At 56.3% G+C, this 25,435-nt stretch carries 26 protein-coding genes; 9 read left to right on the top strand and 17 right to left on the bottom strand.

Translation table 11 applies throughout. The annotated features are described in order from the left end of the window. Nucleotides 1-6 precede the first annotated feature (6 nt). From KTJ90_RS03580 to hemW, 4 genes are read left to right on the top strand one after another with little or no spacing between them, the layout of a single operon-like run. Nucleotides 7-714: a YggS family pyridoxal phosphate-dependent enzyme gene (locus KTJ90_RS03580; RefSeq protein WP_008925687.1), complete on the top strand. Its 708-nt coding sequence runs from the start codon at nt 7-9 to the stop codon at nt 712-714. A 12-nt stretch (nt 715-726) separates the two neighbouring features. Then, entirely contained in the window at nt 727-1,281 is a 555-nt protein-coding gene (locus KTJ90_RS03575) for a YggT family protein (RefSeq protein ID WP_003853395.1), read from the top strand. 21 nt (nt 1,282-1,302) lie between these two features. Further along, nucleotides 1,303-1,896, top strand: coding sequence for an XTP/dITP diphosphatase (locus tag KTJ90_RS03570; RefSeq protein WP_003853397.1), 594 nt, complete (start codon nt 1,303-1,305; stop codon nt 1,894-1,896). Next, complete coding sequence (gene hemW, locus KTJ90_RS03565; RefSeq protein WP_154926788.1) at nt 1,889-3,028, top strand: radical SAM family heme chaperone HemW; 1,140 nt, start codon at nt 1,889-1,891, stop codon at nt 3,026-3,028. Before KTJ90_RS03570 ends, hemW begins: the two co-directional genes overlap by 8 nt. Nucleotides 3,029-3,078: 50 nt before the next feature. Here hemW and KTJ90_RS03560 read toward each other — a convergent pair whose 3' ends face one another. The 3 genes from KTJ90_RS03560 to trmB form a co-directional block, all read right to left on the bottom strand. Further along, nucleotides 3,079-3,795 (bottom strand): YggN family protein, encoded by a 717-nt coding sequence (locus KTJ90_RS03560; RefSeq protein ID WP_003853402.1) that lies wholly within the window; start codon nt 3,793-3,795, stop codon nt 3,079-3,081. 65 nt (nt 3,796-3,860) lie between these two features. Beyond that, nucleotides 3,861-4,187, bottom strand: coding sequence for a YggL family protein (locus KTJ90_RS03555; RefSeq protein WP_105099892.1), 327 nt, complete (start codon nt 4,185-4,187; stop codon nt 3,861-3,863). Further along, on the bottom strand, nt 4,187-4,906 hold the full coding sequence (trmB, locus tag KTJ90_RS03550; RefSeq protein WP_003853405.1) for a tRNA (guanosine(46)-N7)-methyltransferase TrmB: 720 nt from the start codon (nt 4,904-4,906) through the stop codon (nt 4,187-4,189). The genes KTJ90_RS03555 and trmB overlap by 1 nt, the downstream gene beginning before the upstream one ends. Before the next feature lie 154 nt (nt 4,907-5,060). On the opposite strand from trmB, the gene mutY reads away from it, so the two are divergent. From mutY to mltC, 3 genes are read left to right on the top strand one after another with little or no spacing between them, the layout of a single operon-like run. Then, nucleotides 5,061-6,146 carry an A/G-specific adenine glycosylase gene (gene mutY / locus KTJ90_RS03545; protein WP_003853407.1) on the top strand — a complete coding sequence of 362 codons (1,086 nt, stop codon included), beginning with the start codon at nt 5,061-5,063 and terminating at the stop codon, nt 6,144-6,146. Further along, nucleotides 6,146-6,418, top strand: a complete 273-nt coding sequence (locus KTJ90_RS03540) for an oxidative damage protection protein (protein WP_003853409.1) — start codon at nt 6,146-6,148, stop codon at nt 6,416-6,418. The genes mutY and KTJ90_RS03540 overlap by 1 nt, the downstream gene beginning before the upstream one ends. A 54-nt stretch (nt 6,419-6,472) precedes the next feature. After that, nucleotides 6,473-7,552 carry a membrane-bound lytic murein transglycosylase MltC gene (gene mltC / locus KTJ90_RS03535; protein ID WP_003853410.1) on the top strand — a complete coding sequence of 360 codons (1,080 nt, stop codon included), beginning with the start codon at nt 6,473-6,475 and terminating at the stop codon, nt 7,550-7,552. A 958-nt stretch (nt 7,553-8,510) separates the two neighbouring features. Here the strand turns inward: mltC and KTJ90_RS03530 are convergent. Beyond that, nucleotides 8,511-10,664: an ornithine decarboxylase gene (locus KTJ90_RS03530; protein ID WP_004571221.1), complete on the bottom strand. Its 2,154-nt coding sequence runs from the start codon at nt 10,662-10,664 to the stop codon at nt 8,511-8,513. A gap of 561 nt (nt 10,665-11,225) precedes the next feature. Here KTJ90_RS03530 and acuI point away from each other — a divergent pair. Further along, nucleotides 11,226-12,209, top strand: a complete 984-nt coding sequence (gene acuI / locus KTJ90_RS03525; protein WP_485522433.1) for an acrylyl-CoA reductase (NADPH) — start codon at nt 11,226-11,228, stop codon at nt 12,207-12,209. Nucleotides 12,210-12,237: 28 nt separating this feature from the next. Here acuI and KTJ90_RS03520 read toward each other — a convergent pair whose 3' ends face one another. The 6 genes from KTJ90_RS03520 to KTJ90_RS03495 form a co-directional block, all read right to left on the bottom strand. Then, entirely contained in the window at nt 12,238-12,735 is a 498-nt protein-coding gene (locus KTJ90_RS03520) for a CinA family protein (protein WP_039659321.1), read from the bottom strand. Nucleotides 12,736-12,826: 91 nt separating this feature from the next. Further along, the gene (locus KTJ90_RS03515) at nt 12,827-13,603 is read right to left on the bottom strand and encodes a heme ABC transporter ATP-binding protein (RefSeq protein ID WP_082040832.1); all 777 of its coding nucleotides are present in this window, start codon (nt 13,601-13,603) and stop codon (nt 12,827-12,829) included. Further along, nucleotides 13,603-14,601, bottom strand: a complete 999-nt coding sequence (locus KTJ90_RS03510) for a FecCD family ABC transporter permease (protein ID WP_110411021.1) — start codon at nt 14,599-14,601, stop codon at nt 13,603-13,605. Before KTJ90_RS03510 ends, KTJ90_RS03515 begins: the two co-directional genes overlap by 1 nt. Beyond that, entirely contained in the window at nt 14,594-15,415 is an 822-nt protein-coding gene (locus KTJ90_RS03505) for a heme/hemin ABC transporter substrate-binding protein (protein WP_499025932.1), read from the bottom strand. Before KTJ90_RS03505 ends, KTJ90_RS03510 begins: the two co-directional genes overlap by 8 nt. After that, a complete protein-coding gene (locus KTJ90_RS03500; RefSeq protein ID WP_004571228.1) occupies nt 15,412-16,443 on the bottom strand; it encodes a hemin-degrading factor in 1,032 nt (343 codons plus the stop codon). Before KTJ90_RS03500 ends, KTJ90_RS03505 begins: the two co-directional genes overlap by 4 nt. Nucleotides 16,444-16,492: 49 nt before the next feature. Then, on the bottom strand, nt 16,493-18,865 hold the full coding sequence (locus KTJ90_RS03495; protein WP_008925696.1) for a TonB-dependent receptor domain-containing protein: 2,373 nt from the start codon (nt 18,863-18,865) through the stop codon (nt 16,493-16,495). Nucleotides 18,866-19,104: 239 nt separating this feature from the next. Here KTJ90_RS03495 and KTJ90_RS03490 point away from each other — a divergent pair, with 239 nt between their 5' ends. Beyond that, a complete protein-coding gene (locus KTJ90_RS03490; protein ID WP_004571230.1) occupies nt 19,105-19,401 on the top strand; it encodes an Rdx family protein in 297 nt (98 codons plus the stop codon). On the opposite strand, the gene KTJ90_RS03485 is transcribed toward KTJ90_RS03490, so the two are convergent. From KTJ90_RS03485 to KTJ90_RS03455, 7 genes are all read right to left on the bottom strand, one after another. Continuing rightward, nucleotides 19,402-19,941 (bottom strand): PadR family transcriptional regulator, encoded by a 540-nt coding sequence (locus KTJ90_RS03485; protein ID WP_004571231.1) that lies wholly within the window; start codon nt 19,939-19,941, stop codon nt 19,402-19,404. Between the two features lie 71 nt (nt 19,942-20,012). Continuing rightward, nucleotides 20,013-20,795 carry a siderophore-interacting protein gene (locus KTJ90_RS03480; RefSeq protein ID WP_004571232.1) on the bottom strand — a complete coding sequence of 261 codons (783 nt, stop codon included), beginning with the start codon at nt 20,793-20,795 and terminating at the stop codon, nt 20,013-20,015. 321 nt (nt 20,796-21,116) lie between these two features. Then, the gene (locus KTJ90_RS03475; RefSeq protein ID WP_004571233.1) at nt 21,117-21,311 is read right to left on the bottom strand and encodes a hypothetical protein; all 195 of its coding nucleotides are present in this window, start codon (nt 21,309-21,311) and stop codon (nt 21,117-21,119) included. A 218-nt stretch (nt 21,312-21,529) separates the two neighbouring features. Beyond that, entirely contained in the window at nt 21,530-22,399 is an 870-nt protein-coding gene (locus tag KTJ90_RS03470) for a helix-turn-helix domain-containing protein (protein ID WP_283544055.1), read from the bottom strand. Nucleotides 22,400-22,617: 218 nt separating this feature from the next. Next, entirely contained in the window at nt 22,618-22,791 is a 174-nt protein-coding gene (locus KTJ90_RS03465; RefSeq protein WP_004571235.1) for a DUF2474 domain-containing protein, read from the bottom strand. 1 nt (nt 22,792) lies between these two features. Further along, nucleotides 22,793-23,797 (bottom strand): cytochrome d ubiquinol oxidase subunit II, encoded by a 1,005-nt coding sequence (cydB, locus tag KTJ90_RS03460; protein ID WP_008925697.1) that lies wholly within the window; start codon nt 23,795-23,797, stop codon nt 22,793-22,795. A gap of 1 nt (nt 23,798) precedes the next feature. Beyond that, nucleotides 23,799-25,211 carry a cytochrome ubiquinol oxidase subunit I gene (locus KTJ90_RS03455; RefSeq protein WP_008925698.1) on the bottom strand — a complete coding sequence of 471 codons (1,413 nt, stop codon included), beginning with the start codon at nt 25,209-25,211 and terminating at the stop codon, nt 23,799-23,801. Nucleotides 25,212-25,435 lie beyond the last annotated feature (224 nt).

Raw genomic sequence — 25,435 nt, 5'->3', positions numbered from 1 at the left:
CTGACTATGACCTCAATCCAGCAGAACCTACAGCAAGTGCGGCAGCGAATCGCCGCCGCTGCCGCGCAGTGCGGCCGCGCACCAGAAGAAATTACCCTACTTGCAGTCAGTAAAACCAAACCTGCGAGCGCGGTCGAAGAAGCCTTTGCCGCAGGCCAGATTGGCTTTGGTGAAAATTACGTTCAGGAAGGGGTTGAAAAGGTCCAGGCACTGGCCGCACATCCTGAGCTGGAGTGGCACTTCATCGGCCCGCTGCAGTCCAACAAAAGCCGTCTGGTGGCAGAAAATTTCGCCTGGTGTCACACCATTGACCGCCAGCGTATTGCGCAGCGGCTCAGCGATCAGCGGCCCGCCTCGCTGCCACCGCTGAATGTGTTAATTCAGGTAAATATCAGTGACGAGAACAGCAAATCTGGCATCATGCTGGAGGCCGTTTCCGGGCTGGCGGAGCAGATTGCTGCGCTGCCGCAACTGCGGCTGCGGGGATTGATGGCGATTCCGGCTGCGGAGAGCGATTATCAGCGTCAGCTGGCAGTGTGTCAGCAGATGGCGGAAGCCTTCCGGCAGTTGCAACAGCAGTATTCGGATATTGATACGCTTTCACTGGGAATGAGCGATGACATGGAGGCGGCAATCGCCGCAGGCAGTACGATGGTGCGTATCGGCACCGCCATTTTTGGCGCACGAGATTATGCGCACAACTCACAACAATAATAGAGGAACTTCATGTTAACACTGACGTTTTTAGTAAAAACGCTGATCGATCTCTACGTCATGGTGCTGCTGTTACGCATCTGGATGCAGTGGTCCCGCTGCGATTTTTACAATCCAGTGGCACAGTTTGTCGTTAAAGTGACACAGCCGGTTGTTAAGCCACTGCGCCGCATACTGCCGGCTCTGGGGCCGATTGATACTGCTTCACTGCTGCTGGCCTTTGTGCTGACCACGCTGAAATACCCGATTTTATTGCTAATCCAGGTGGGTGTGTTCTCGGTCGATCCGACTAATCTGCTGGTCGGCCTGCTGTCGCTGGTTAAATCCGCCGGCTATCTGGTCTTCTGGGTCATCATCGTACGCTCTCTGATGAGCTGGATTAGCCAGGGTCGGGGTCCTGTCGATTATCTGCTGGTGCAGTTAACCGAGCCGATGATGGCACCGATTCGCCGTATTCTGCCTGCGATGGGCGGCATCGATTTCTCAGCGATGATCGTCATCCTGGTGCTGTATGCCCTGAACTTTCTCGGCATGGACCTGTTCCCGGGTCTCTGGTATCTGCTGTAAATGAATCAAACTGGAACTGTTATGCAAAAAGTTGTCCTCGCAACCGGCAATCCCGGCAAAGTGCGTGAGCTGGCGGAGTTACTCTCCGCCTTTGGTCTGGATATCGTCGCGCAGACTGACCTTGGGGTTGAATCGGCGGATGAGACCGGCCTGACCTTTATTGAGAACGCGATTCTCAAGGCGCGTCACGCGGCACAGATCACCGGATTACCGGCCATTGCCGATGACTCCGGCCTGGCCGTGGATGCGCTGGGCGGCGCGCCTGGCATCTACTCTGCGCGCTACGCCGGTGAAGAGGCCAGCGATCAGCAGAACCTGGAGAAGCTGCTGCAGGCGCTGGAAAATGTGCCTGACGGTCAGCGCCAGGCGCAGTTTCACTGCGTGCTGGTCTATCTGCGTCATGCGGAAGACCCGACCCCGCTGGTGTTCCACGGCAGCTGGCAGGGTGAGATTACCCGCTCCGCCTCTGGCACCGGTGGCTTTGGTTACGACCCGATTTTCTTTGTCCCGGCGCTGGGTAAAACAGCGGCCGAGCTGAGTAAAGCGGAAAAAGGTGCAGCTTCTCACCGGGGTAAAGCATTGACGCTGTTGCTGGAAGCCATGCGTAATGCCTAATCTGCCGCCGTTAAGTCTCTATATCCACATTCCGTGGTGCGTACAGAAATGTCCCTACTGTGATTTTAACTCCCATGCGCTAAAAGATGAGGTGCCGCACGTTGAATACGTACAGCACCTGCTGCGCGATCTGGAGATCGACCTGTCGCTGATTGGTGACCGTGAAGTGCGCACGATCTTCATCGGTGGCGGCACGCCCAGCCTGCTGAGCAGCAGCGCGATGCAGATGCTGATGGATGGTGTGCGGGCGCGTCTGACGCTCTCCCCTGATGCCGAAGTGACCATGGAAGCCAATCCGGGCACCGTGGAAGCGGACCGGTTCAGTGCCTATCAGCGCGCCGGTATTAACCGTATTTCGATTGGCGTGCAAAGTTTCAGCCCGCAAAAGCTGCAGCGCCTTGGCCGCATTCATGGCCCGGAAGAGGCCGTCCGCGCCGCTGAACTGGCGGAGTCTCTGTCGCTGCGCAGCTTTAACCTCGACCTGATGCATGGCCTGCCCGATCAGTCGCTGGAAGAGGCGCTTGATGATTTACGTCAGGCGATTGCGCTGAATCCGCCGCATCTCTCCTGGTATCAGCTCACTATCGAACCCAACACCCTGTTTGGCTCACGCCCGCCGGTGCTGCCGGATGATGATGCGCTGTGGGATATTTTCGAACAGGGCGATCAGTTGCTGCAGGCGGCCGGTTATCAGCAGTATGAGACCTCCGCCTACGCGAAGCCGGGTTATCGCTGTGAACACAACCTCAACTACTGGCGCTTCGGCGACTATCTGGGAATTGGATGTGGCGCGCACGGCAAGCTGACGCAGCCAGATGGCCGCATTGTTCGCACGGTGAAAACCCGTCATCCGCGTGGGTTTATGCAGGGCAACTATCGCGAAAAGCAGTACGACGTTGCCGATAGCGACAAGCCGTTTGAATATTTTATGAACCGCTTTCGCCTGCTGGAGGCCGCGCCGCGTGACGAATTCAGCCGCTACACCGGCTTGTCAGAGCAGGTGATTCGTCCACAGATGGATGCCGCGATTGCCGCCGGTTACGTGATAGAAACCGCTGAGCAGTGGCAGATTACGGAGAAAGGAAAACTCTTCCTGAACTCGCTGCTGGAGCTGTTTTTAGCGGAAGAATAGGCGAGGAAGGGTTAAAAAAAACGCCTCAGCCCGGCAGGCTGAGGCGTTTTTTATTTTTTCAGTGCGCCCGTAAGCTGTTTACGCTGATCTTCCAGCGAAATAACGCGATTACACACCTCGTGGCCGAAGTTCTGGAAATCCTGCTCCTGTTTGCTCCACTCAGCCTGAATCGACTGCTGCAAACCGCCAAGATTCCCCATAATCGCCTGCAGGGGATTACTTCCACCGCTGCCCTGCTTACTGCCCATCTCATTCAGACTATCCTGCATCACGCCGCCCAGCGTCGACTGCACCAGCCTTTCACCTTCGGCGCGCACCTGATCAATCGCCTGATGGTGGAACGTCAGCCCGTCTTCACGGTGTTCAATAATGCGATTCATCTGCTGTTTCAGCTGGCCATTCAGTGTGGTCAGGCGATTGCGCACGTTGCTGTCGGTGCCCAGTTTCTCAACGATGACCCGATCCAGTGCCGCCCGCCCTTTCTCCAGACGTGACGTCGCCCCGCTGTCGATCCACGGCAGATCGCGACGCAGCGCGTTCTGATAGTCGATCGCTTTCTGGCGCTCAGCATTATCCAGCGTGACCTTCTGTCCATTGAACTGCACGTCGCCCTGCGGCGAGATTTCCATATTGCCGTTGGCACCGACCACCTGCACACTCTGTGGTCTGATGACCACATCGTCCTGAGGCTTAACGCTGCATTCATAGGCTGCCTGAGCCTGAGTTGCTGCTACCAGCAGCACAGCAAGAAGCGTTTTACGCATCATATCTACTCCCTAAGATCGGGTCTGAAACCCTTTGATCGGGCCTCAGCCCGACACGGTGTGACGACTTAGTCCCACCAGACGTCAAAGAGTTCAGTCATCTGCACGTCCTGCAGCTTGCGGTCTTCAAGCCATTTGCGAACCAGCGCACGATGTTCATCAGTACATTTGCCGGTTTTCTGCAGGCAAACCAGACCTTCCCATACCAGGTAACCGCTGCCATCGAAAGCCAGACCGTTAGGATCGATCGCTTCGTTGATGAACTGGTTCAGCGTCTCATCAATTTCGCTTTCGCTGGTGCTTTCCGGGAAACGCCAGGCAACCGAGAAGCCCAGTTCCTGAAACTCATCGATGTGCAGTTTTTTACGTAAACGGCGGCTGCGTTGTGTGGCCATTATTTCACCCTCTCAAACATTAAATCCCATACGCCGTGGCCTAAACGCTGCCCGCGCTGCTCAAACTTGGTCAGTGGACGCGTCTCAGGACGCGGCACGTAATTGTGTTGTTCTGACTGGTTGCGGTAGCCAGAAATGCTGTTCATCACTTCCAGCATATGTTCCGCGTAGGCTTCCCAGTCGGTCGCCATGTGGAAAACGCCGCCCAGCTTCAGTTTACGCATCACCAGCTCGGCGAAAGGCACCTGAACGATACGGCGTTTATTGTGGCGCGCTTTATGCCATGGATCGGGGAAGAAAAGCTGAACCATACGCAGTGAGTTATCCGGAATCATCTTCTCCAGCACTTCCACCGCGTCATGACACATTACCCGCAGGTTCTGCACATCGGCTTCTTTCGCGGAAGCCAGACAGGCACCTACGCCTGGCGCATGCACTTCAATACCCAGGAAGTTCTGATGCGGCGTGTTCTGCGCCATAGTGACCAGCGAGGCACCCATGCCAAAGCCAATCTCCAGCGTCACCGGGGCTTCGCGGCCAAACAACGCGGGCAGATCGACAGGCTCCGGCTGATATTCCACCCCCATGATCGGCCACAGGGTGTCCAGCGCCTGCTGCTGGCCTTTTGTTAAGCGACCCTGGCGGCGCACAAAGCTACGGATCCGGCGCAATGGCCGCCCGTTCTCATCAAATTCTGGGGTGATGACGTCATTAATCATGTAAAAGCCTGCTGGTTAGCCTGTTCCGGGAAACGGGCATTATGCAAAGTTCATAAGCAGAAGCAAGCCTTTGCAATCTTCCGGTTTACACCCAGGTGCGCATGTGCTGGAATTCCTGCCTGAGTGTAGAGTAAACACGGAAAATTTCCTTCTTATGATGCAAGCGCCGCAGTTCGCGCAACAGGTGCTGGACTGGTATCAGCGCTTTGGTCGCAAAACCCTGCCGTGGCAGCTGGAGAAAACGCCTTATAAGGTGTGGCTCTCTGAAGTGATGCTACAGCAAACCCAGGTTGCCACGGTAATCCCCTATTTTGAACGCTTTATGGCGCGCTTCCCCACGGTTACCGATCTGGCTGCGGCACCGCTCGATGAGGTGCTGCATCTCTGGACCGGGCTGGGCTACTACGCCCGTGCGCGTAATCTGCATAAAGCCGCAAAGCAGATTGTTGAAGTGCATCAGGGCGAGTTCCCACGTAATTTTGATGATGTCTCTGCCCTGCCCGGCGTTGGCCGCTCCACGGCCGGCGCAATCCTGTCGCTGTCGCTGGGCCAGCACTTCCCGATTCTGGATGGCAACGTCAAGCGTGTGCTGGCTCGCTGCTATGCCATTGGCGGCTGGCCGGGTAAAAAAGAGGTCGAAAAACGTCTCTGGCAGATCAGTGAAGAGGTCACCCCTGCCGAGGGCGTCAGCCAGTTTAATCAGGCAATGATGGATCTGGGGGCTCTCGTCTGTACCCGATCGAAGCCGAAGTGTGAAATCTGTCCGCTGAACAGCGGCTGTGAAGCTTACGCCAGCAGCAGCTGGGCGAGCTATCCCGGCAAGAAACCTAAGCAGGTGCTGCCGGAACGCAGCGGCTGGTTCCTGATGATGCAGGATGGCGATGATGTCTGGCTGGAGCAGCGTCCGCCTGTGGGCCTGTGGGGCGGTCTGTTCTGCTTCCCGCAGTTCACCACCGAAACGGCGCTCACCGACTGGCTGACGGCGCGTGGCATCCATGCAAAACCGCAGCAGCTAACCGCGTTTCGTCACACCTTCAGCCATTTCCATCTTGATATCGTGCCAATGTGGCTGTCATGGCCTTCTGCCGGGGCGGCGATGGATGAAGCAGGCGGTCTCTGGTATAACTTAGCGCTGCCACCATCTGTGGGATTAGCTGCACCCGTTGAGCGCCTGTTACACGAGCTGCGCCATCCCCGACAACTGGCTTTGGACAGTTGTGAGATTAATGAGGAAGAGTAATGAGCCGCACCATTTTTTGTACTTTTTTACAGCGCGACGCGGAAGGTCAGGATTTTCAGCTCTATCCGGGCGACCTGGGTAAGCGTATTTACAACGACATCTCCAAAGAAGCCTGGCAGAAGTGGATGGCGAAACAGACCATGTTGATCAACGAGAAAAAGCTCAACATGATGAATCCCGAAGATCGTAAAGTGCTGGAGAAGGAGATGATCAATTTCCTGTTCGAAGGTAAAGACGTTCATATCGAAGGCTATACACCGCCAGAAGCGTAAACATTCCGGGCCTCATCACTGAGGCCGGTTATCCAGGTCAGGCTTGCATTCCCAATGAATAAAAAATTAATCGCCCTGCTGGTGATAGCACCACTTCTGGTTTCCTGCTCCGGGTCAAAGAAGCAGCAGACCCACGAGGAGTGGGTAAAAGACACCAACGCCTTTGATATTCTGATGGGGCAGTTTGCTCATAATATTGAGAATATCTGGGGTATCAATGAGGTCCTGATCGCCGGACCAAAAGATTACGTCAAATACAGCGACAACTATTACACCCGCAGCCACATCAACTTTGAAAGCGGTAAGCTGACCATCGAGACGATTTCTGGCACCGATCCGATGGCCAGTCTGCGTCAGGCGATCGTGACCACGCTGTTGATTGGTGAAGATCCGGGTAATGTCGATCTCTATTCTGACGCCAACGACATCGAGATCAGTAAAGAGCCGCTGCTCTATGGTCAGGTGCTGGATAACACCGGTCAGCCGATTCGCTGGCAGGGCCGCGCGGAAGCTTTTGCTGACTATCTGATCCAGAATAAGTTGATGCGTCGCACTTCGGGTCTGCATGTGATTTACAGCATTTCGATTCCGATGGTGCCGAACCACCTGGACAAACGTGCGCATAAATACCTGCCGATGGTGCGTAAAGCTTCCGAACAGTATGGTGTCGATGCCTCGTTGATCCTGGCGATTATGCAGACCGAGTCGAGCTTTAACCCCTACGCCGTAAGCCACTCTGATGCGCTGGGTCTGATGCAGGTGGTGCAGCACACCGCCGGTGTTGACGTCTTCCGCATGAAGGGTAAATGGGGCAAGCCGAGTCGCAGTTATCTGCTGGATCCAGAGAACAATATTGATGCCGGTACGGCTTATCTGTCGCTGTTGCAGCGCAGCTATCTGGGCGGCATTCAGGATCCGGTATCACGCCGCTATGCGGTGATCACCGCCTATAACGGTGGTGCAGGCAGCGTGTTGCGCGTCTTCTCCAGCGATAAAGATCGGGCGTTTTCGATGATCAACGGTATGTCATCCAGCAAGGTTTACTCGACCCTGGCGAACCAGCACCCATCGGCGGAGTCGCGTCGTTATCTGTATAAGGTGAGTACTGCGCAGAAGAGTTATCGGGGATTCTGATCGGCCCGCTGAAGCGGGGTTGTTGTTCGCTGCGCGAACGGGGCTTGAGTACGGAGCTGAAGCTGGTGTTTGTTCGCTGCGCGAACGGGCGCTGAGAAGGTTTCGTTCGCCTGGCAGCGAGCTGGCACTGAGCGGGTTCCGACCGCCTGGCCGATGGTTCGCTGCGCGAACAGGCGCTGAGAAGGTTTCGTTCGCCTGGCGGGTTGGGGAGTTTCAGTTACGCCTCTGCAGGCGACCAACAAGGGGGCGCCAGTCGCCGCGCCCCCTTGACCCCGGGCTCCGGCCTGCTTCACCGCCGCTTCGCGGTCCCTTCGCTTCTTCAGGATTTCTCACGGACCGTCGGGACGCGCCATCCCTGGCGCGAACCCGCCTCTTCGCGACATCCCTGTCGCTCGTCCTGAAATCCCTCATCCGCTCAGCGGTTCTGACGGCCTCCCTTTCCCCGCTTTTATCTCTTCTTTAAATGTTGATTCATTGTCGCTGAAAGTTTTCAAAATTAGTTTGCTTTCGGTCCATCAGACAGCGCCGCACCACAGAAAGCAAAAAGAAATCGCAGGCAGGGGTTTTACCAGAGGCGTCCGAAGCGCTGAGGAACAACCGGAGGCCAGGATGAGCCGACAGGACGTCGGCGAAAGGACGGAACGAGCCAGGGATGGCGAGTCCGGACGGTCCTCGGGCCGCAGGGCGTGACGAAGGCACCCCGCAAAGCGGGGCGCGCAGGCAGCCGGACGCCGGGATTGTTAAGGGGCGGGCGTACGCCCCTTAACACGTCCGCCAGCTCAGGCGAACTGAAACTCCCCCACGCCTGGCGGGCGGAACCCGCTCAGCGTCAGTATGCTGGCTAGCGAGCGAAAACCTCTCAGCGCCCGTTCGCGCAGCGAACAACTTCAGCTTTAGCGCTGCACCACACGAACAAAAAGGCCCGGCGGGCCGCTACCCGCCTCTGCCCCCGCTCAGATCAGCGCTCCACTATCATATTCGCCACCAGATACTTCTGTCCCTGGTCATCCTCTTCGGTGTAAACACCCTGCAGCTCCGGCGAGAAGCCCGGCAGCAGGTTAAGCCCCTCTTCCAGCGCCAGGAAATAACGCTGCACCGCGCCACCCCAGACTTCACCTGGCACAACGCACAGCACGCCAGGAGGATAAGGCAGCGCGCCTTCAGCAGCGACACGCCCGGCTGCATCGGCAATGGGGACCAGCTCCACTTCGCCGCGAATATAAGCCTGATGCGCATCCTGCGGATTGACCCTCACTGGCGGGAACTCCGCAGCGCGGAACATCAGACGCTGCAGATCCTTAACGTTGTGACTGACGTAGAGATCGTGCATCTCCTGACAGAGGCGACGCAGAGTATAGCCGGCATAGCGTTGCGCATTCTTGCGATAAATCGTCGGCAGCACTTCGGCCAGCGGCGCATCCTCTTTTACATGCTGCTCAAACTGCGCCAGCATCGCCACCAGATTCGCCATCTTCTCCGGACTCTCAGCCGGGGTCAGCAGGAACAGGATCGAGTTGAGATCGCACTTCTCCGGCACAATGCCGTTCTCACGCAGGTAGTTCGCCAGTATGGTCGCGGGGATCCCAAAATCACTGTATTCGCCGCTGGCAGCATCGATGCCCGGCGTGGTTAGCAATAGCTTGCAGGGATCGACCCGATATTGATCGCGGGCGTAACCCGCAAAGCCGTGCCACTTCGACTGGGGTTCAAAGCTGAAATAGCGCAGATCGCGGGCGATCGTTTCAGTGGGCGCATCCTGCCAGCGCTGACCCTCTACCGTCTCCGGCACAAACGGCAGGATCATTTCACAGCGGTCCAGGATCGCTTTACGTGCATCAATGCCCACCATGACGCACTCATCCCACATGCGACGCCCCGCTTCGCCCTGATGCATTCTGGCGTTGATATCCAGCGCGGCAAACAGCGGATAGAACGGGCTGGTTGATGCATGCAGCATAAAAGCGTTATTCAGTCGCTTGTGCGGACAGAAACGCCGCTGTCCGCGAATGTGATTATCTTTTTTGTGAATCTGCGAGGTTTGAGAAAAACCTGCCAGCTGCTTATGCACAGACTGCGTAACAAAGATGCCGGGATCGTTCTCATTCAGCTCCAGGGTCAGCGGCGAACAGCCCTCCATCAGAGGAATGAACTGCTCATAGCCGAGCCATGCGGAGTCAAACAGAATGTAATCACACAGATGACCGATGCGATCCACCACCTGACGTGCGTTGTAAACCGTACCGTCGTAGGTGCCCAGCTGGATGATCGCCAGGCGGAAAGGCCGCGCCTCTTCCGCCCGCTGCGGATCCACTGCCGCGATCTGCCCGCGCAGATAAGCCTCATCGAAACAGTGCGCGTCAATGCCGCCGATAAAACCGAAGGGGTTACGTGCCGCTTCAAGATAAACCGGAGTCGCACCCGCCTGAATCAATGCGCCATGATGATTAGACTTGTGATTGTTGCGGTCAAACAGCACCAGATCGCCGCGGGTCAGCAGCGCATTGGTCACTACTTTATTAGCGCTGGAGGTGCCGTTAAGCACAAAGTAAGTTTTGTCGGCGTTAAACACCTTTGCTGCATACTTCTGCGCATCTTTGGCTGAGCCTTCGTGGATCAGCAGATCGCCCAGTTTGACGTCGGCGTTGCACATATCAGAACGGAAAACATTCTCGCCATAAAAGTCATAAAACTGTTTACCCGCCGGATGCTTTTTAAAGAACGCGCCGCCCTGATGGCCGGGACAGGCAAAGGTGCTGTTCTGCATGTCGACATAGCGGGTCAGCGTCTCGAAAAAGGGTGGCAATAGCTCAGCTTCATACGCCTGCGCAGCCGCTTCCAGCGCTATCCACTCCTGCGGCTCGCCATTCAGTTCACCGCTGACGCCGGGCAGGTGCATCACCTCTTCTTCAAACGCATTTGCGACAAACACCGGCAGATTAAAGCCGGTATGCCGCAGCAGCGCCAGCACACCGCTGCGGGTATCTGCCAGCGAAACGACAACCGCTGCCACATCAGTAAAGTCAGTGTTATCCAGCGTCACTACGTCACGCGCGGTGTTCAGGGTCAGACTGGGCGCGACAGCGGCGCTGGCAGCAATTTTCAGTGGAGTCATAACAGAATCCCTAACGTCAGGGAGGAAGTGCCTGAGGCACAATCATGGGGACAGCGCCCCGGCGAATTATTAACAGAAAGGCATTACGCAGCCCATGGAGAAAAGCCCCACAACCGCGGCCTGGCTGGCCTCACCGCATGAGAAATAACGAAGCGTTCGGCAATGTGGAAAACACGATGTGCGCCGGAAAAAGCGAACGGTAATCCGGGCGAGTGCGCGGTGAACCGGACATGGCGACGTCCTCTGTGATGAAGAAGCAGGGTCAAAAAGTGGCGGTCATAATGTCATCTTTTTTATACGTGGACAACCCGACCCGGACAATTATTCAGTCACCCTGCAAAAATGTAACAACATGATTTTTATAGCCTATTTATCATAAAAAATTCATAATTCGACTAATTATCTGAATTATATGCAAATTTATGCATCAGCCTCTACACTCCTGTCAACACACTTTTCCGCGCCAGCCACCCGCTTCACCTGGCGAGGCGGCCATTGCCCTACCGCATTACTGCTGTCAGGCGTAAACTGATCCCTCTTTCCCACTCTGCCGGAGGCTGCATGTTCAAGGCACTGGTCATTGAAAATGACGAACAAGGTTACCGTTCCCTGCTGAAAGATCTCCCCGAATCTCAACTGCCCGACCACGATGTCACACTCGACGTCAGCTACTCATCCCTGAACTACAAAGATGCCCTGGCTATCTGCAACAAAGGCCCGATAGTGCGCCAGTTCCCGATGGTGCCAGGTATCGACTTTGTGGGGCGTGTGACCGCCAGCCGCCATCCCGACTGGAAAGAGGATGATGTGGCGCTGCTGACGGGCTGGGGCGTGGGCGAAAAACAGTGGGGTGGCCTGGCGCAGAAAGCCAGCGTCAGCGGTGACTGGCTGGTCCGTGTGCCCGCAGCGCTGAGTCCGCTGCAAACCATGGCCATCGGTACAGCGGGGCTGACCGCGATGCTCTGTGTGATGGCGCTCGAAAAACAGGGCATCACACCGGAACGCGGACCGGTGCTGGTGACCGGGGCCAGTGGCGGCGTCGGCAGCTACAGCGTCAGCCTGCTGGCGCGTCTGGGCTATGAAGTAGTTGCGTCGAGCGGACGCACCAGCGACCCTGCATATCTGATCGAGACGCTGGGCGCGGCATCGGTCATTGACCGTGAAGCGCTTTCCCAGCCTGGCAAACCGCTGGCAAAAGAGCGCTGGGCCGCCGCGATAGACAGCGTCGGCAGTCATACTCTGGCCAATGTGCTGGCCGCTACGCAGCGTGACGGCGCGGTTGCCTCCTGCGGTATGGCGCAGGGACTCGATCTGCCAGCCAGCGTTGCTCCCTTTATTTTGCGTGGCGTGACGCTGGCCGGTGTCGATAGCGTGATGTGTCCGAAGCCGCTTCGTGAGCAGGCGTGGCAGCGACTCGGCGAGCTGATGGATAGTGAACGGCTCAATAAGCTGAGCCGGGTCATTCCGCTGAGTGAAGCCAGAGAAGGTGCGCAGGCATTGCTGGAGGGCAATGTGCAGGGCCGCCTTATTGTCGACTGCCGCTAACGCTTTTAAAGGCGCGTGAATCGCGCCTTTATCGATCGGCTCGCTGCAGCCGTTTGATCAGCCCTTCCAGCGCGAACTGCGTGCCCTGCTCCATCACTGATTTTGGATCGCCGCTGAACTGGTGGCACTCCGCCTCATCCCTTCCGTCGGGCAAGACCCAGCCAAACCAGATAGTGCCTGCCGGTGTGCCATCCTCGCCGCCGTCCGGTCCGGCATAGCCGGTGATTGAAAGTCCTACCGGTTCACCAGAGCGGGCGCAGGCTCCCTGCACCATCTCCCTCGCTGTTTTCTCGCTCACCGCCGTGTGCTGTTTCAGCGTGTCTGGATGTACCCCCAGCAGACGCGTTTTGGCATTTTCACTGTAGGTTACGAAGCCGCTGGTATAGAAGTCACCGCTGTTTTCCACGGCGGCCAGCGTCATGCTGATCAGTCCGGCGGTACAGGATTCGGCGGTCGCCAGATGAAGTCCGGAGGAGAGTAAAATATTACCCAGTTGCTCAGCGGTTTGATCTAATGATTTTGCCATTATGGTCTCCTTAAGGCTGCCCGGAACTCCAGGTATAGCGCAAAATCAGCGATTCAAAGCGCGCAACACAATGTTTTTAAAGCGAAACGGTCTAGATACGCAGCTGGATATGCGGCTGTCCACTTTCGGCATGTGCCACTACCTGAAGATCGGCCTGGTACCAGCGCGTCAGCGTCGCTTCCGTCATTACCGCCTGCGGCGAGCCTTGTGCCACCAGTTGGCCTGCGTGCAGCAGCAGTATGCGATCGGCCCACAATGAAGCCTGATTAAGGTCATGTAACACGGTACAGACGGTGAGATCTCCGGCGCGCGTCAGCTGGCGTAGTAAACGCAAGGTTTGCTGCTGCCAGAAGAGATCCAGCGCCGAGGTCGGCTCATCCAGAAACAGCCAGCCGCGTGGTCTTCCCTCCAGCCAGAGCTGTGCCAGCACCCGCGCCAGCTGCACCCGTTGTTGTTCACCGCCGGAGAGCTGGCGGTAATCGCGCTGCGCCAGCCCTTCACAACCGGTCAGCCGCATGACCTCAGCCACAATTTGCGTCGTCTGCGCTTCCGGCCAGGGCGCACGGCCCATCGCCACGACCGACTGCGCTGACTGTGCAAAGGTCAGGTTGTTCTGCTGGCGCATCACTGCCCGACGTCGTGCCAGCTGCTCACGCGGCCATGTCGTCAGCCGTCGGTCGCCCAGCCAGCACTCGCCCCGATCGGGCGACAGAAATCCCGTCAGCATCCGCAGTAGCGTCGATTTACCTGCGCCGTTGGGACCAATCAGCGCTACCAGCTCTCCACCTGACAGCGTGACATCGAGATTATCGATAACGGTTTTGTCGCCGTGCGCGAGACACAATCCCCTGGCCTGTAAAATTTCCATCACTCCAGCCCTCGCTGTTGACGCAGAATCAGCCAGAGAAACCACGGACCGCCAATCAGGCTGGTCAGTAGCCCGACTGGCATCTCGGCCGGAACCACCAGAGTGCGCGCCAGCGTATCGGCCAGCAGCAGCAGAATAGCCCCCGCCAGTGCTGAGCCGGGCAGCAGCCAGCGATGATCGCCGCCAAGGCAAAAACGCATCACGTGTGGCACCACCAGTCCGACGAAGCCGATCACGCCGCTGACCGAGACCGCTGTACCGACAAGCAGCGCGCTGAGGATCAGCAGCTGATGCTGAGTACGCTTCACATCAATCCCCATGTAGTGCGCATCCTCTTCGCCCGCCTGCAGCAGGTTAAGGTGGCGGGCGCGAGTCTGTAGCAGCAGCAAGGCTGGCAGAATCAGCAGCAGGCAAATCAGCAGTGCGGGCCACTGTGTCTGGCTAAGGCTTCCCATGCCCCACAGCGACAGCTGGCGCAACTGCTGATCGTTGCTCAGCCATGACAGCACGCCTACCGCCGCACCGCACAACGCATTAATCGCAATACCAACCAGCAACAACCGCGAAAGATTGCCGCGCGCCAGCCGACTGAAACTGAAGAGCAGCAGTGTCACCAGCAGACTGCCGATAAACGCAGCGATCATCGGTAGCCACAATGCCAGTGGTGCCGGCAACGCCAACGGAATAATGATTGCCAGCGCCACCGCCAGTCCCGCCCCGCTGCTGATCCCCAGCAGACCGGGATCGGCCAGTGGGTTACGAAAAACACCCTGCATCACCGCGCCAGAGACTGCCAGCGCCATGCCCATCACCACCGCCAGTAGCACGCGCGGCAGGCGGATATCCAGCCAGATCTGCCAGATAAGATCGCTAAGCGGTGCCTGCCATAGCGCCCGCACTGAAAGCGACATCGCCCCCAGATTTGCCGCCAGCACCATCGCCACTAGCAGGAAGATCAGCATCAGCAACAGGCCACGCAGCGCATTATCCTTAATCATGGTTCAGCGATTCCGCCGCCTGACGCAATTTCACGATTGCCCGCGGTGTATCAAGGCCAAACCCCAGCAGTGCCATGGTGTCGATCACCAGCAGACGGTGCTGCTGCCCGGCAGGTGTCAGCGTCAGACCCGGTAACTGCCACAGCTGCGCTTCGCCGCCCAGCGTTTTCAAGCCATCCTCGCCGATTACCACCAGATCCGGCGCGGCGGCGATCACCCCTTCCTGCGACAGTGCCTGATAGTGCGGCACCGAGCCCATAGCATTCTCCAGCCCGGCGCTGCGAATGGCGCCATCGGCCGCAGTCTGATTTCCAGCCGCCATCGATTTCATGCCGCTGTTCGCCATGATGTAGAGCACTTTTACCGGCAGCGGTTGCTGCGGCAACTGGCGAATCTGCTGCGTCATTTGCCGTGCCAGAGCCTGAGCTTCGCTTTCACGCTGCAGCGCCTGACCCACAGTGATAATTTTCTGCGGGATCGCCTGCAGGCTGCTGTCGCCGTTGACCGTGACCATCCTGACGCCCGCGCGGGCAATCTGTTGCAGCACCAGCGACGGCTGCGCCTGCTCGCTGGCGATCACCAGCGTTGGTTTCAGTGCCAGAATGCCTTCGGCGTTGAGCTGGCGCATATAACCCACGTCCGGCAGTCGGGTGGCCTGCGCCGGGCGCAGACTGGTGCTGTCGCGCGCCACTAGCTGTGACTGGGCATCCAGCGCATAGATAATCTGGGTGACGTCACCGCCAATCGACACCACCCGCTCCGCCGCCAGTGATGGCAGCGTCATGAGCAGCCATAACAACATCACTCTTTTCATGCCGCCGCTCCCGGCGTGTGGAGTGCGCCAATCTGCTCACGCCAGCTTGACTGCTCTGGCGTACCCTCCGTGCGCTGACCGTAGAGCTGGGCGATCTGTGTGCCGTCGGCGGCGAACAGTTCCAGGCTGGTAACAAAGCCATCGCCCGTTGGCTTGCGTGTTACCCAGCTTTCGCTGATCTGATCAGCCATCAGATGCAGTGTGAACTGCGGATTGAAGATGTTGAGCCAGTTTTCCACTGGCTGCAGCTTCTCTACCCTGCCGGTGAAAATCTGAGTACAGCCACGGTTGCCGACAAAAATCATAATTTCATTGCCCGCCTGCTGTGCCATCTGTAGCAGGCGCTCAAGCGCATCGTTACCGGTCTGCCTGGCGAGATCGTCACCCACCGCGCGAAACGCCTGCGGTCGTGACACCTGATGGCGCTTAAGCAACGCGAAAAATTGATGAACATCGGTCATGGCGCGCCATTCACGGTCGATGGCGGTGGCATCAACCGCCTCAGTCAGGGGAGCTGCGGCAGCCGGCTCAACCACAAGCGGCGTCGCCGCGGCGTCGGTAAAGTCGGCAATCAGCGTCTGCCACGCTGCCATGTTGGTCTGCTCCGTGACGTAAACTTTCAGCACCGCATCGCCATGACGATCAAAGATCTGAATACTGTGACGAACGCCCTGCCCGGTTGGCTCCTGCAGAGCAAAGGCGCTGCACCACTGACCGACGAACAGGCGCAGATCGAGTGCACGGGGATTAAGCACCAGGCCACCATGTGCGCCAATCTGCACATTGTGGTATTCACCCAGATGTTCATGTACCGCATAAGCGTTACGCGTAATGTTTTTGGTTTCGCCGACTGCGCCAAGTGCTTTCAGCAACGCCGGAAAATCGCGTTTCAGCGCCACGGCATCAACGCCGATGCGCGCTTCACACAATTCCGCTTCGCTGATGCCGATCAGCGCAGCCAGGTCGCGGGCATATTTCTTCGGTTGTTCACCTTTAAGGGCAAGATAGTGCTGATAAATCGGGTTCATGACTCAGGCTCTCTTAGTAATGCCCTGCATCAGCGCAGGGCGACGGCTATCAAAAATCGACGTTAACACCTAACTGGAAAGTACGGCCCGGCATCACGGCCAGTGCCTGATCGTTGCGCTCCTGCTGAGTGGCGCTGGTCAGTTCACGACTGCTGAGGTAATCCCAGTATTTGCGATCGGTTATGTTGTAAAGCCCGCCACTCAGCCTGACGTTATGTGCGACGCGCCAGTAAGCGGTCATATCCACCATGCCATAACCTGGTACCCGCATGTAATCGGTGCTGGAGTCGGCCAGGCTGCTGCCGTTGTTAGCGAAGCTTTCGCGGTTAGTCGCGCTGGCTTGCTTACCTTTGACAAAGGTAGCGGTAACGGCGGCCCCGTAGCCACGCGCCTCATCATCCCAGGCGAGTCCGACAATCGCTTTCATCGGAGCAACACTCTCCAGATCGATGTAGCGGTCACCAAGGTAGCGTGACTTTGCCGCGCCCTGCGTGTAACCCAACGCCAGATTGGCGCTCAGACCCTCGACCTCATTGAACCAGCTACCGAAGTTCACTTTACTGCTGATTTCAGCCCCGTAGATGTAGGCTTTATCGCGGTTCTCCGCCTGATAGGTGGTGTAAATGTTGGCGGGCACATTAACGAACTGACCCGGATTAGCCGCCCGGCTGTAACGGGTAAAGGCAATAAAGTTTTTATAGTCGTTATAAAAAGCGGCAGCGTTAAGCGTGACGCCTTTTGCCACCTCTCCTTTTACACCCCACTCGTAGTTGTTGCTGGTTTCGGTTTTCAGGTCTGCATTACCAATCAGCGCATACTGTGCGGTGCCGGCATAGCTGGAGCCAAGGTTCCATGAGCCATAGAGCTGGGTATCGTTGGGGAACTGCGCGCCACGGGTATATTGCAGATAAGTCATCAGCTTCGGTGTCAGATCGAACTGGAAGGCGATCGACGGCAATATCTGGGTGTCGCTGTTTGGCGATCCGTAGAGCGCTGAAACTTCGCTGGCGTCAAGCACGCTACTGTTCGTGGTCAGCGTCGCCACATCACGTGGTCGGGTGTTCTGATAGGCCACGCGCGCGCCCGGCACGATAGCCGCCCGATGTCCGTCAGCATCGAAGCTGATAGTATCCTGCAGATAACCGCCCACGCTGTAGCTGCGGCTGTTAGCCTGCGGCTGCATAATCGCAGTAAAAGCACTGGCTGGCGGTGACTGACGGAAAGGTCGCTCAGTATCCACCAGACGCGCATTCAGCCCGGCACTCAGTTCATGTCGCCCGACGCTTTTAAGCGCTCGGGTGTCAAAACCGTAGCTGTCGCTGTTGTAATCGGAATAGACGGTTTGCCTGGCGGTGGCACTCGACGGCATTAGGGTGTTGTCATGCGCCTGGGTCTGCTGCCAGTAAACGCGGGTCGTCAGGCTGTCGATCAGGTCATTGTAAGGGGTGTACTCATCCGCCAGGCTGATGCCCCAGCGGCGGGTATCACTCTGCTGCTGTGCCGTTCCCCAGACGGTATTGCCGGAAGTGCTCCAGCTGTCGTAATGGCTGTGGTGAGTTTTGTGATAGTAATCGACCGTCGCGCTGAGCTTGTGAGCATCATTGGGCTGCCAGATGCCGGAAGTCATAAAGGCATCGGAGTGCCAGTTGGCCGGATAAGCATCGAGCGTATCGCTGTTGTTACGGGTCTGCTGTCCGTCACGACGGCTGTAAACAAAAATGCCACTCAGCGTGTCATCGCCTGCTGCTGCAGTCATGCCGTTGTGCCAGCTGCGGCTGGCGGAGTCGTAGTCACTTTGATAGCCGAAAAAGGTCGGCTTGCCGGAGTACAGATAGTCGTCCGGGGATTTGTTACGGAACGAGACGTTGCCGCCAATTGAGGTGTTCGACTGATCCACTGCTGTGGCGCCCTTCTCAATCTCAATACGCCCAAACATATAAGGATCGATGTAATCGCGGCCAATGCCAAAGCTGTCGAGACCAGCGCGTCCTACATAGCTGCGGCCAGTGGCCTGCGGCAACGGAATGCCGTCCACATCCAGACCGACGCGGTTGCTCTCGAGGCCTCGAATGTTGTAGCCGGTATAACCAGCCCGATCAAAACCGCTCTTACCGGCTGATGAACCGCCACTAGTACCGGTGGCACTGATCAGCGGTTCATAGCGCATAATCGATCCAAAGTCAGTGGCACCACGCTGTTGCAGATCGCTGGCAGAGAGCGAGGTTTTACTGCCTGCCGTTTTCTTAATTTCCGGCGCCGTCACCGTCATTACCTGTTCGGTATTGCTGTCAGAGCGGTCAGAAAGGGCTAGCGTGGCAGATTCACTGCCCGCAGCATAAGTGCAGGTGGTATTGATGAAGGTGGCGAGCAACGCCAGTTGAGTCAGACGCGGTTGCGTCAATCTCCGAAAACGTGGTGACATAGGCGCGAATTACCTGATTAATTGTTAGTATTCGCTCACTTGTTTGCTGGCAACAGTAAAACGGCTCCGCATAAAAGCCGTGAAAAGTCAGAACATCATGCTGGTGTAGTAATTATCGACTTAAATTTAATGCAACTGATAATCATTATCAATCTTATTTACATTTGGATATAAACCACAGCGCACAAATTGTTCACCCGAATGCACTGGCATTTATCAACACGTAAAGGAATAGAGTTATGGCACAAAAACCTGTGGTTGTTATTCACTACTGTATGCAATGCAACTGGCTGATGCGGTCAGCGTGGATGGCACAGGAACTTCTGCATACTTTCGCTGAGGATCTGGCGGAAGTAACCCTGAAACCAGGTACCGGTGGTATCTTTGAAATTACGCTGGATGAGCACCTGCTGTGGGAACGCAAGCGTGATGGTGGCTTCCCGGATGCGACCACGCTAAAACAGCGCGTACGCGACATCTGTTTCCCGGATCGTACCCTGGGCCACATCGACAAAAACAAAGCCGAAATCAGCTGATTAACTGTGAGTGATTTTTTCAGCCGCGTCGTGCAGCGCCTTAATCAGCGTCTGCAGCGCGGTTTCTGAGATATCTTCCTGCGCCAGCCGCTGGTTCAGCGCGACCTTCAGCCCATAAATCGCCTGCTCTACAGCAGGAATGCTGCGGTTATTGACCAGAATCGCCAGCGTAGAGAGCCGCGTGATCAGGCTGGAGACCGTTTCCAGGTTCTCTGCCAGTTGCGCCTCTCCCGTTGCGGTCAGACGATAGGCTTTGCGCGCTGTCTGCGCATCCACCACCTCAATCGCCTCCATCTCTTCAAGCAGCGTCAGATTGGGGTAAATGATCCCCGGACTAGGCGAATACTCTCCCTTCGACAGCACCTCAACCGACTTGATCAGTTCATAGCCGTGCGCCGCATTCTGCGCCAGGAAATGGAGCATCAGCAGGCGGATCTCACTTGCTTCCAGCATCTTTTCGCGTCGTTTGCGTCGTCCGCCGCAGCCGCCTGCGCGCGTACTCTGATCGTCAGATGAGGTGGAATTCGGATGCTGTTTCATGGCCTGCCCTGCGGGAAAAAGTCGGATTGATGGTAGTCCGCCGTCTGGCAAAACTCAATTGGCAGAGCCGCTTACTTCTGGTGCCAGTAGGCCACCGCCCGCACAAAATCACTGCTGAGGCCGCGCTGCACCGTGAAGTAGTCAGCCAGCGCTTTCACAAACTCACCTTCGCCAGTCAGCCAGATAAAGTAATCTTCCGCCGGAAGTGTGAGCTGATCCAGCCGGGCAATCAGCTGGCTGAGCTGTGCTTTCTGCATCTGACCGCTGCCCAACCAGTTTGTCGTTACGCCAGTCGTATCCGATAAATAGCCGTGGCCCGTCGCGTCATCGGTAAAGGCATAGAGATGCAAAGACTGGGCACTTGCGTCACGCTGACGACGCGCAAACGCTGGCAGCCCGGTTTCATCACAGACGTAAAGCTGAAATGCATAATCGGTCGGCACCACCAGCGAACCGCGTGGCCCACCGATAATTAATTTATCGCCCACCTGTGCCTGCGTTGCCCAGTCACTCGCCACGCCCTGCTGGTGAATATAGAAATCCAGGGTCAGAGAAGAGGCACCATCGAATTCAAGCGGCGTGTAGTCGCGCGCCTGCGGACGCAAACCTTCGGGCCAGACAATGCCCGCGTCGGTCATCTGCGGCAGAGCCAGTGTTTCACCTTCAGCGGAAGGGAAAAATACCTTGATGTGGTCATCAAAGCCTGGCGATGTAAAGCCCGCCAGATCGCTGCCGCTGAACCGTATGCGCCAGAATTTACCGGCAATGTTAGTTTTACTGGCGACCTGAATATGACGGAAACGCAGTTCATTACGGACGCGCTGGGGTAAACGCTGATTAGCTGATGCAGTCAAAATATCTCTCCTCAAGCTATGCCCGTGATTCAGGGGCATGCGCACTGTCATGAAAATCTCATGGAATAACAATCATTCTCATCTCAAGCCGGGAGATTAGCTATGATATATCTTAAGCACAAGAACGAAAAATGCGATCGGACTTGTTAAAATATATTTTACAGAGATGCAGGTGTGCGTATCGCAGGCGTGAAGCGACCCTGACAAGCGTTCAGAGAGAGGTATTTGCGGGTTTTTTAAGGCAGGCAGAGAAGGTTAAATCTGACCGGCTCCTGACGAGCCGGTCATGTTGCGCCGCCGGGTCTGGCAGCGTATCAGCATTTACAGCGTGTCGTTAAATCCGGAGAGGGAAGCGTTACTGCTGGTGTGTTCCGGCAGCTCACCGTCACCCAGAATTTCATGCTGGGAGGCCTGAGAGTGCGGATGCAGTCCGGCAGGCGGTGAGAAAGGCTCAGCCTGCTGCGCCATTGCCATAACAGGCAATGCCAGAATCAGTGAAATCATTAAGCGTCGCATAATTATCTTCGTTTTTCGTTTTGGCCGGAAAAGGCCTGAAATGCAGATGAATGTTCCAGCCCCATCACGGATGCACGATGATTCCGGTATGACAGGGTTTCGGAAGAGGATTTTACGCCAGAACGGCGAGTTAGTTTATAGAATCGTGCGGTTTGTCACAGTTTACCGCACAAAATATGCATTAACGGGGCCGGGAATCACTCGCCCTGCCCTGCTGGCTACGCCTGCATCACCGGAATTGAAAATACGCCGCTCAGCCAGTCAGGCTTGCAATGTGCAAAGTCGAGACGCAGCAGGTCTTTGCCAGGACGCCGCGCTACACCCAGCGCTGGCAGATGTTGATAGTAAATATCCTCAATAAAACGCGTCAGTTGTTCAGGTTTGCCGCTCCAGCGAATTGACGCATAAAGCCCCCGCACTTCACGCCAGTTATCGGTATTGTCACCCAGCAGCCTGGCATGTTGCGGCTCCAGCGCCTGAAACAGGCTGATATTCTGCTGGTCAGCAGAGCTATGCCCGGGACCATACTGAAAGCCTAACCAGCCATGCGTTACATGGCTTCCTGCCAGTGACACCAGCTGACGCGCCAGCCCGGCAACCCGGTGATCGTGGTCGGCAAAATAATCACCGAACTTACACTCCCACTCCTGCGTCTCTCCTCGCAGATGCAGCTCTTCCTCGCGTTCCACCAGCGTTGCGCGCTCTGCCAGCGACCGCACCAGAATGCGGCCATGGAAGTTTTTGACCGGCAAATGGGGAATACGCCGAAACGCGCCCGGCGTCAGCGCAAAGTGGCCTTTGAATACCCGGGTAAAGTTTTGCTGGTTATCAAAACCAAAACGCACGGCGATATCGATCAGTGTCATGCGCGTCAGTCGCAGTGCCATAGCGGCCATCGTCAGACGCCGTTTGCGGGTATAGGCTGCCAGCGTCTGTCCGGTCATCTCCTTGAACATGCGCTGCATGTGCCACTTTGAATATCCTGATTTCAGGGTAATTTGATCGATATTGAGATCGTCAGTGAGATGGGCTTCAATCCACTCGACCAGATCGTTGATGTGCTTTTTTTTAATGGCCTGACTGAGCATGATGGCGATTTACGACGCGGGTTAAGACTGAGGTTTTAATTAAAAAAGGATAACAAATATGGCGAATCAGTGTAAGGAAAGGGTAAGCCGTGCACGTCCGTTCGGGGCAATTCCGCATTAATTGCTTAGGTTACTAACTAAAAAAGGCTGACTGCCGTCAGCCTTTTGATTCCTGATAAAAACTGCGCCTGATAACGGTGAGGCGGAGTCTGCGACAATTAATGACTACGCATACCCGCTGCCGTCATCATCATGCGGAACAGCGAGGCGACCACGCCCAGCGCCAGTACGCTGGCGGCATAGATAAACACCAGCCACATTACCCGTTTCCACCACGGCGCTTTCGTCTCTTCACTGTGATTGTGGTCTTTCATGCTGCTGAGGCTTTTCATATCAATGATATCCTTCATCTGCTTTGATTTTTCCACGGAACACGTAGTAGCTCCAGAAGGTGTAACCCAGAATCATCGGGATAATCAGCAGGCTACCCACCAGCATAAAGGCCTGGCTCTGCGGTGGCGATGCGGCATCCCAGATGGTTACGGATGGCGGAATAATGTTGGGCCACACACTGATACCCAGACCGGAGAAGCCCAGGAAGACCAGCGCCAGCGTCAGCAGGAACGGTGAATAGTGCGCCTCACGCTTAATGGCGCGCACAATGCCCCATGAACAGAGCAGCACCAGCACCGGAACCGGCAGGAACAGGAACAGGTTTGGCTTGCTGAACCAGCGATGTGCGATGTCCTGATGCGTAAACGGCGTCCACAGGCTGACAATACCAATAATCACTAACAGCGCGATGACCAGTGGCGTCGCCAGCGCGGACATCTTACGGTGCAGCTCATTCTCGGTCTTCATAATAAGCCAGGTGCAGCCCAGCAGCGCATAGGCCACCACCAGACCCACGCCGCAGAACAGCGGGAACGGTGCCAGCCAGTCCAGTGCGGAACCGGCGAAACGGCGTCCCTCAACCGGAATGCCATCCAGAAACGCGCCGACTGCGACGCCCTGACTGAAGGTCGCTAAAACAGACCCGGCAATAAAGGATTTGTCCCAGAATGCCCGATGACCTTCAACCGCCTTGAAGCGGAATTCAAAGGCGACACCCCGAAAAATCAGGCCAATCAGCATGGCGGTCAGCGGAATCGACAGCGCATCGGTAATCACCGCGTAAGCCAGCGGGAATGCCCCGAACAGGCCTGCGCCTCCCAGCACCAGCCAGGTTTCATTACCATCCCAGACGGGTGCGACGGTGTTAACCATCATGTCGCGCTCGCCGGCATCTTTATTGAACGGGAACAGCAGACCAATACCCAGGTCAAAACCATCCATCACGATATACATCAGGGTTGCGAAGACGATAATCACAAACCAGATAACGGAATAATCGATCATCTTAGTGGTCTCCATCCTTAAAGGTGGCAGCGGAAAGCGGACGCGCTGGCGTTTTCTTCTGACCCGGTCCACCTTCTTCGGTGATATGACCTTCGCCGACAACCGGTCCCTGCTTAATCAGGCGCATCATGTAGTGGTATCCCACACCGAACACCGAGCTGTAGACCAGAATAAAGGCCAGCAGGCTGATGCTCATATGCATATCGCCATGTGCCGAGACCGCATCAATGGTGCGCTGCACGCCATACACCACCCACGGCTGACGACCGATTTCAGTGGTAAACCAGCCCGCCAGAATCGCAATCAGACCCGATGGCCCCATTAACAGAGCAAACCACAGGAAAGGACGCGACTCGTAAAGACGGCCTTTGAAACGCAGCCACAGGCTGACCACGCCCAGCGTAATCATCAGCAGCCCCAGCGCCACCATCACGCGGAATGACCAGAAGATCACCGTAGAATTAGGGCGGTCCTCTTTCGGGAACGACTTCAGCGCCGGAACCTGTTTATCCAGACTGTGCGTCAGAATCAGGCTGCCAAGGTAAGGCACTTCCAGCGCATATTTGGTACGCTCCTGTTCCATATCGGGAATACCAAACAGGATCAGCGGCGTGGCCTCACCCGGTGGGTTTTCCCAGTGTCCTTCAATCGCCGCGATTTTGGCTGGCTGATGCTCAAGGGTGTTCAGACCGTGTGCATCCCCAATCATCGCCTGAATCGGCGCAACGATCAGCGCCATCCACAACGCCATGGAGAACATCTTACGGATAGCAGGATTGTTATTCCCTTTCAGCAAATGCCAGGCCGCTGACGATCCCACAAAAAAGGCACTCGCCAGGAACGCCGCCACTGACATATGGAAAAGGCGATAAGGGAAAGAGGGATTGAAGACGATTTTCAACCAGTCCTGCGGCACCACAATGCCATTCTCGATGATGAAGCCCTGAGGCGTCTGCATCCAGCTGTTGGAGGCAAGAATCCAGAAGGTCGAAATCAGTGTTCCCAGAGCAACCATGCAGGTGGCGAAGAAGTGCAGACCCGGCCCCACGCGATTCCAGCCAAACAGCATCACGCCCAGGAAGCCTGCTTCCAGGAAGAACGCCGTCAGCACTTCATAAGTCAGCAGCGGGCCGGTGATACTCCCGGCAAACGCAGAGAAGCCGCTCCAGTTCGTCCCGAACTGGTAAGCCATGACCAGCCCTGATACCACACCCATACCGAAGTTAACGGCAAAGATTTTCGACCAGAAGTGGTAGAGATCGCGATAGGTTTGATCGCGTGTTTTAAGCCACATACCTTCAAGTACTGCCAGGAAGCTGGCGAGACCGATGGTGATGGCGGGAAAGATAATATGGAAGGATACAGTAAATGCGAACTGAATCCTGGCCAGATGAAAGGCATCTAATCCGAACATTGCTTACCTCTTTGCCACATAGAACACCATGTATTTACTTATAATTAACAACTTAAGCCTGATGCGCTGACTTCTCTGCGCTTATTGAAATTCCCGCCGCAAATTTAGAGCTATTTGCGACGAGGAAAAAGAAACAGTGGGGTTAATGAAAACTATAACAGTCTTTATTGATTTTGGTCATTGTTTTTGGCGGGAAATTTTTATTTAAAAATAAGGCCGAAAGG

Source organism: Pantoea jilinensis (genome assembly GCF_019104105.1).
Classification (GTDB): domain Bacteria; phylum Pseudomonadota; class Gammaproteobacteria; order Enterobacterales; family Enterobacteriaceae; genus Pantoea; species Pantoea eucalypti.
This window is presented reverse-complemented; position numbering and strand designations above follow the sequence as displayed.

Coding starts and splice junctions, on each gene's coding strand:
- KTJ90_RS03510 (WP_110411021.1), bottom strand. CDS start 14,601: ATGATTAAGGATAATGCGCTGCGTGGCCTGTTGCTGATGCTGATCTTC.
- mltC (WP_003853410.1), top strand. CDS start 6,473: ATGAATAAAAAATTAATCGCCCTGCTGGTGATAGCACCACTTCTGGTT.
- KTJ90_RS03500 (WP_004571228.1), bottom strand. CDS start 16,443: ATGAACCCGATTTATCAGCACTATCTTGCCCTTAAAGGTGAACAACCG.
- KTJ90_RS03455 (WP_008925698.1), bottom strand. CDS start 25,211: ATGTTCGGATTAGATGCCTTTCATCTGGCCAGGATTCAGTTCGCATTT.
- KTJ90_RS03575 (WP_003853395.1), top strand. CDS start 727: ATGTTAACACTGACGTTTTTAGTAAAAACGCTGATCGATCTCTACGTC.
- KTJ90_RS03475 (WP_004571233.1), bottom strand. CDS start 21,311: ATGCGACGCTTAATGATTTCACTGATTCTGGCATTGCCTGTTATGGCA.
- KTJ90_RS03465 (WP_004571235.1), bottom strand. CDS start 22,791: ATGAAAAGCCTCAGCAGCATGAAAGACCACAATCACAGTGAAGAGACG.
- KTJ90_RS03505 (WP_499025932.1), bottom strand. CDS start 15,415: ATGAAAAGAGTGATGTTGTTATGGCTGCTCATGACGCTGCCATCACTG.
- KTJ90_RS03485 (WP_004571231.1), bottom strand. CDS start 19,941: ATGAAACAGCATCCGAATTCCACCTCATCTGACGATCAGAGTACGCGC.
- trmB (WP_003853405.1), bottom strand. CDS start 4,906: ATGATTAATGACGTCATCACCCCAGAATTTGATGAGAACGGGCGGCCA.
- KTJ90_RS03540 (WP_003853409.1), top strand. CDS start 6,146: ATGAGCCGCACCATTTTTTGTACTTTTTTACAGCGCGACGCGGAAGGT.
- hemW (WP_154926788.1), top strand. CDS start 1,889: ATGCCTAATCTGCCGCCGTTAAGTCTCTATATCCACATTCCGTGGTGC.
- KTJ90_RS03520 (WP_039659321.1), bottom strand. CDS start 12,735: ATGGCAAAATCATTAGATCAAACCGCTGAGCAACTGGGTAATATTTTA.
- KTJ90_RS03495 (WP_008925696.1), bottom strand. CDS start 18,865: ATGTCACCACGTTTTCGGAGATTGACGCAACCGCGTCTGACTCAACTG.
- acuI (WP_485522433.1), top strand. CDS start 11,226: ATGTTCAAGGCACTGGTCATTGAAAATGACGAACAAGGTTACCGTTCC.
- KTJ90_RS03580 (WP_008925687.1), top strand. CDS start 7: ATGACCTCAATCCAGCAGAACCTACAGCAAGTGCGGCAGCGAATCGCC.
- KTJ90_RS03530 (WP_004571221.1), bottom strand. CDS start 10,664: ATGACTCCACTGAAAATTGCTGCCAGCGCCGCTGTCGCGCCCAGTCTG.
- KTJ90_RS03515 (WP_082040832.1), bottom strand. CDS start 13,603: ATGGAAATTTTACAGGCCAGGGGATTGTGTCTCGCGCACGGCGACAAA.
- KTJ90_RS03560 (WP_003853402.1), bottom strand. CDS start 3,795: ATGATGCGTAAAACGCTTCTTGCTGTGCTGCTGGTAGCAGCAACTCAG.
- KTJ90_RS03470 (WP_283544055.1), bottom strand. CDS start 22,399: ATGCTCAGTCAGGCCATTAAAAAAAAGCACATCAACGATCTGGTCGAG.
- cydB (WP_008925697.1), bottom strand. CDS start 23,797: ATGATCGATTATTCCGTTATCTGGTTTGTGATTATCGTCTTCGCAACC.
- KTJ90_RS03490 (WP_004571230.1), top strand. CDS start 19,105: ATGGCACAAAAACCTGTGGTTGTTATTCACTACTGTATGCAATGCAAC.
- KTJ90_RS03555 (WP_105099892.1), bottom strand. CDS start 4,187: ATGGCCACACAACGCAGCCGCCGTTTACGTAAAAAACTGCACATCGAT.
- KTJ90_RS03570 (WP_003853397.1), top strand. CDS start 1,303: ATGCAAAAAGTTGTCCTCGCAACCGGCAATCCCGGCAAAGTGCGTGAG.
- mutY (WP_003853407.1), top strand. CDS start 5,061: ATGATGCAAGCGCCGCAGTTCGCGCAACAGGTGCTGGACTGGTATCAG.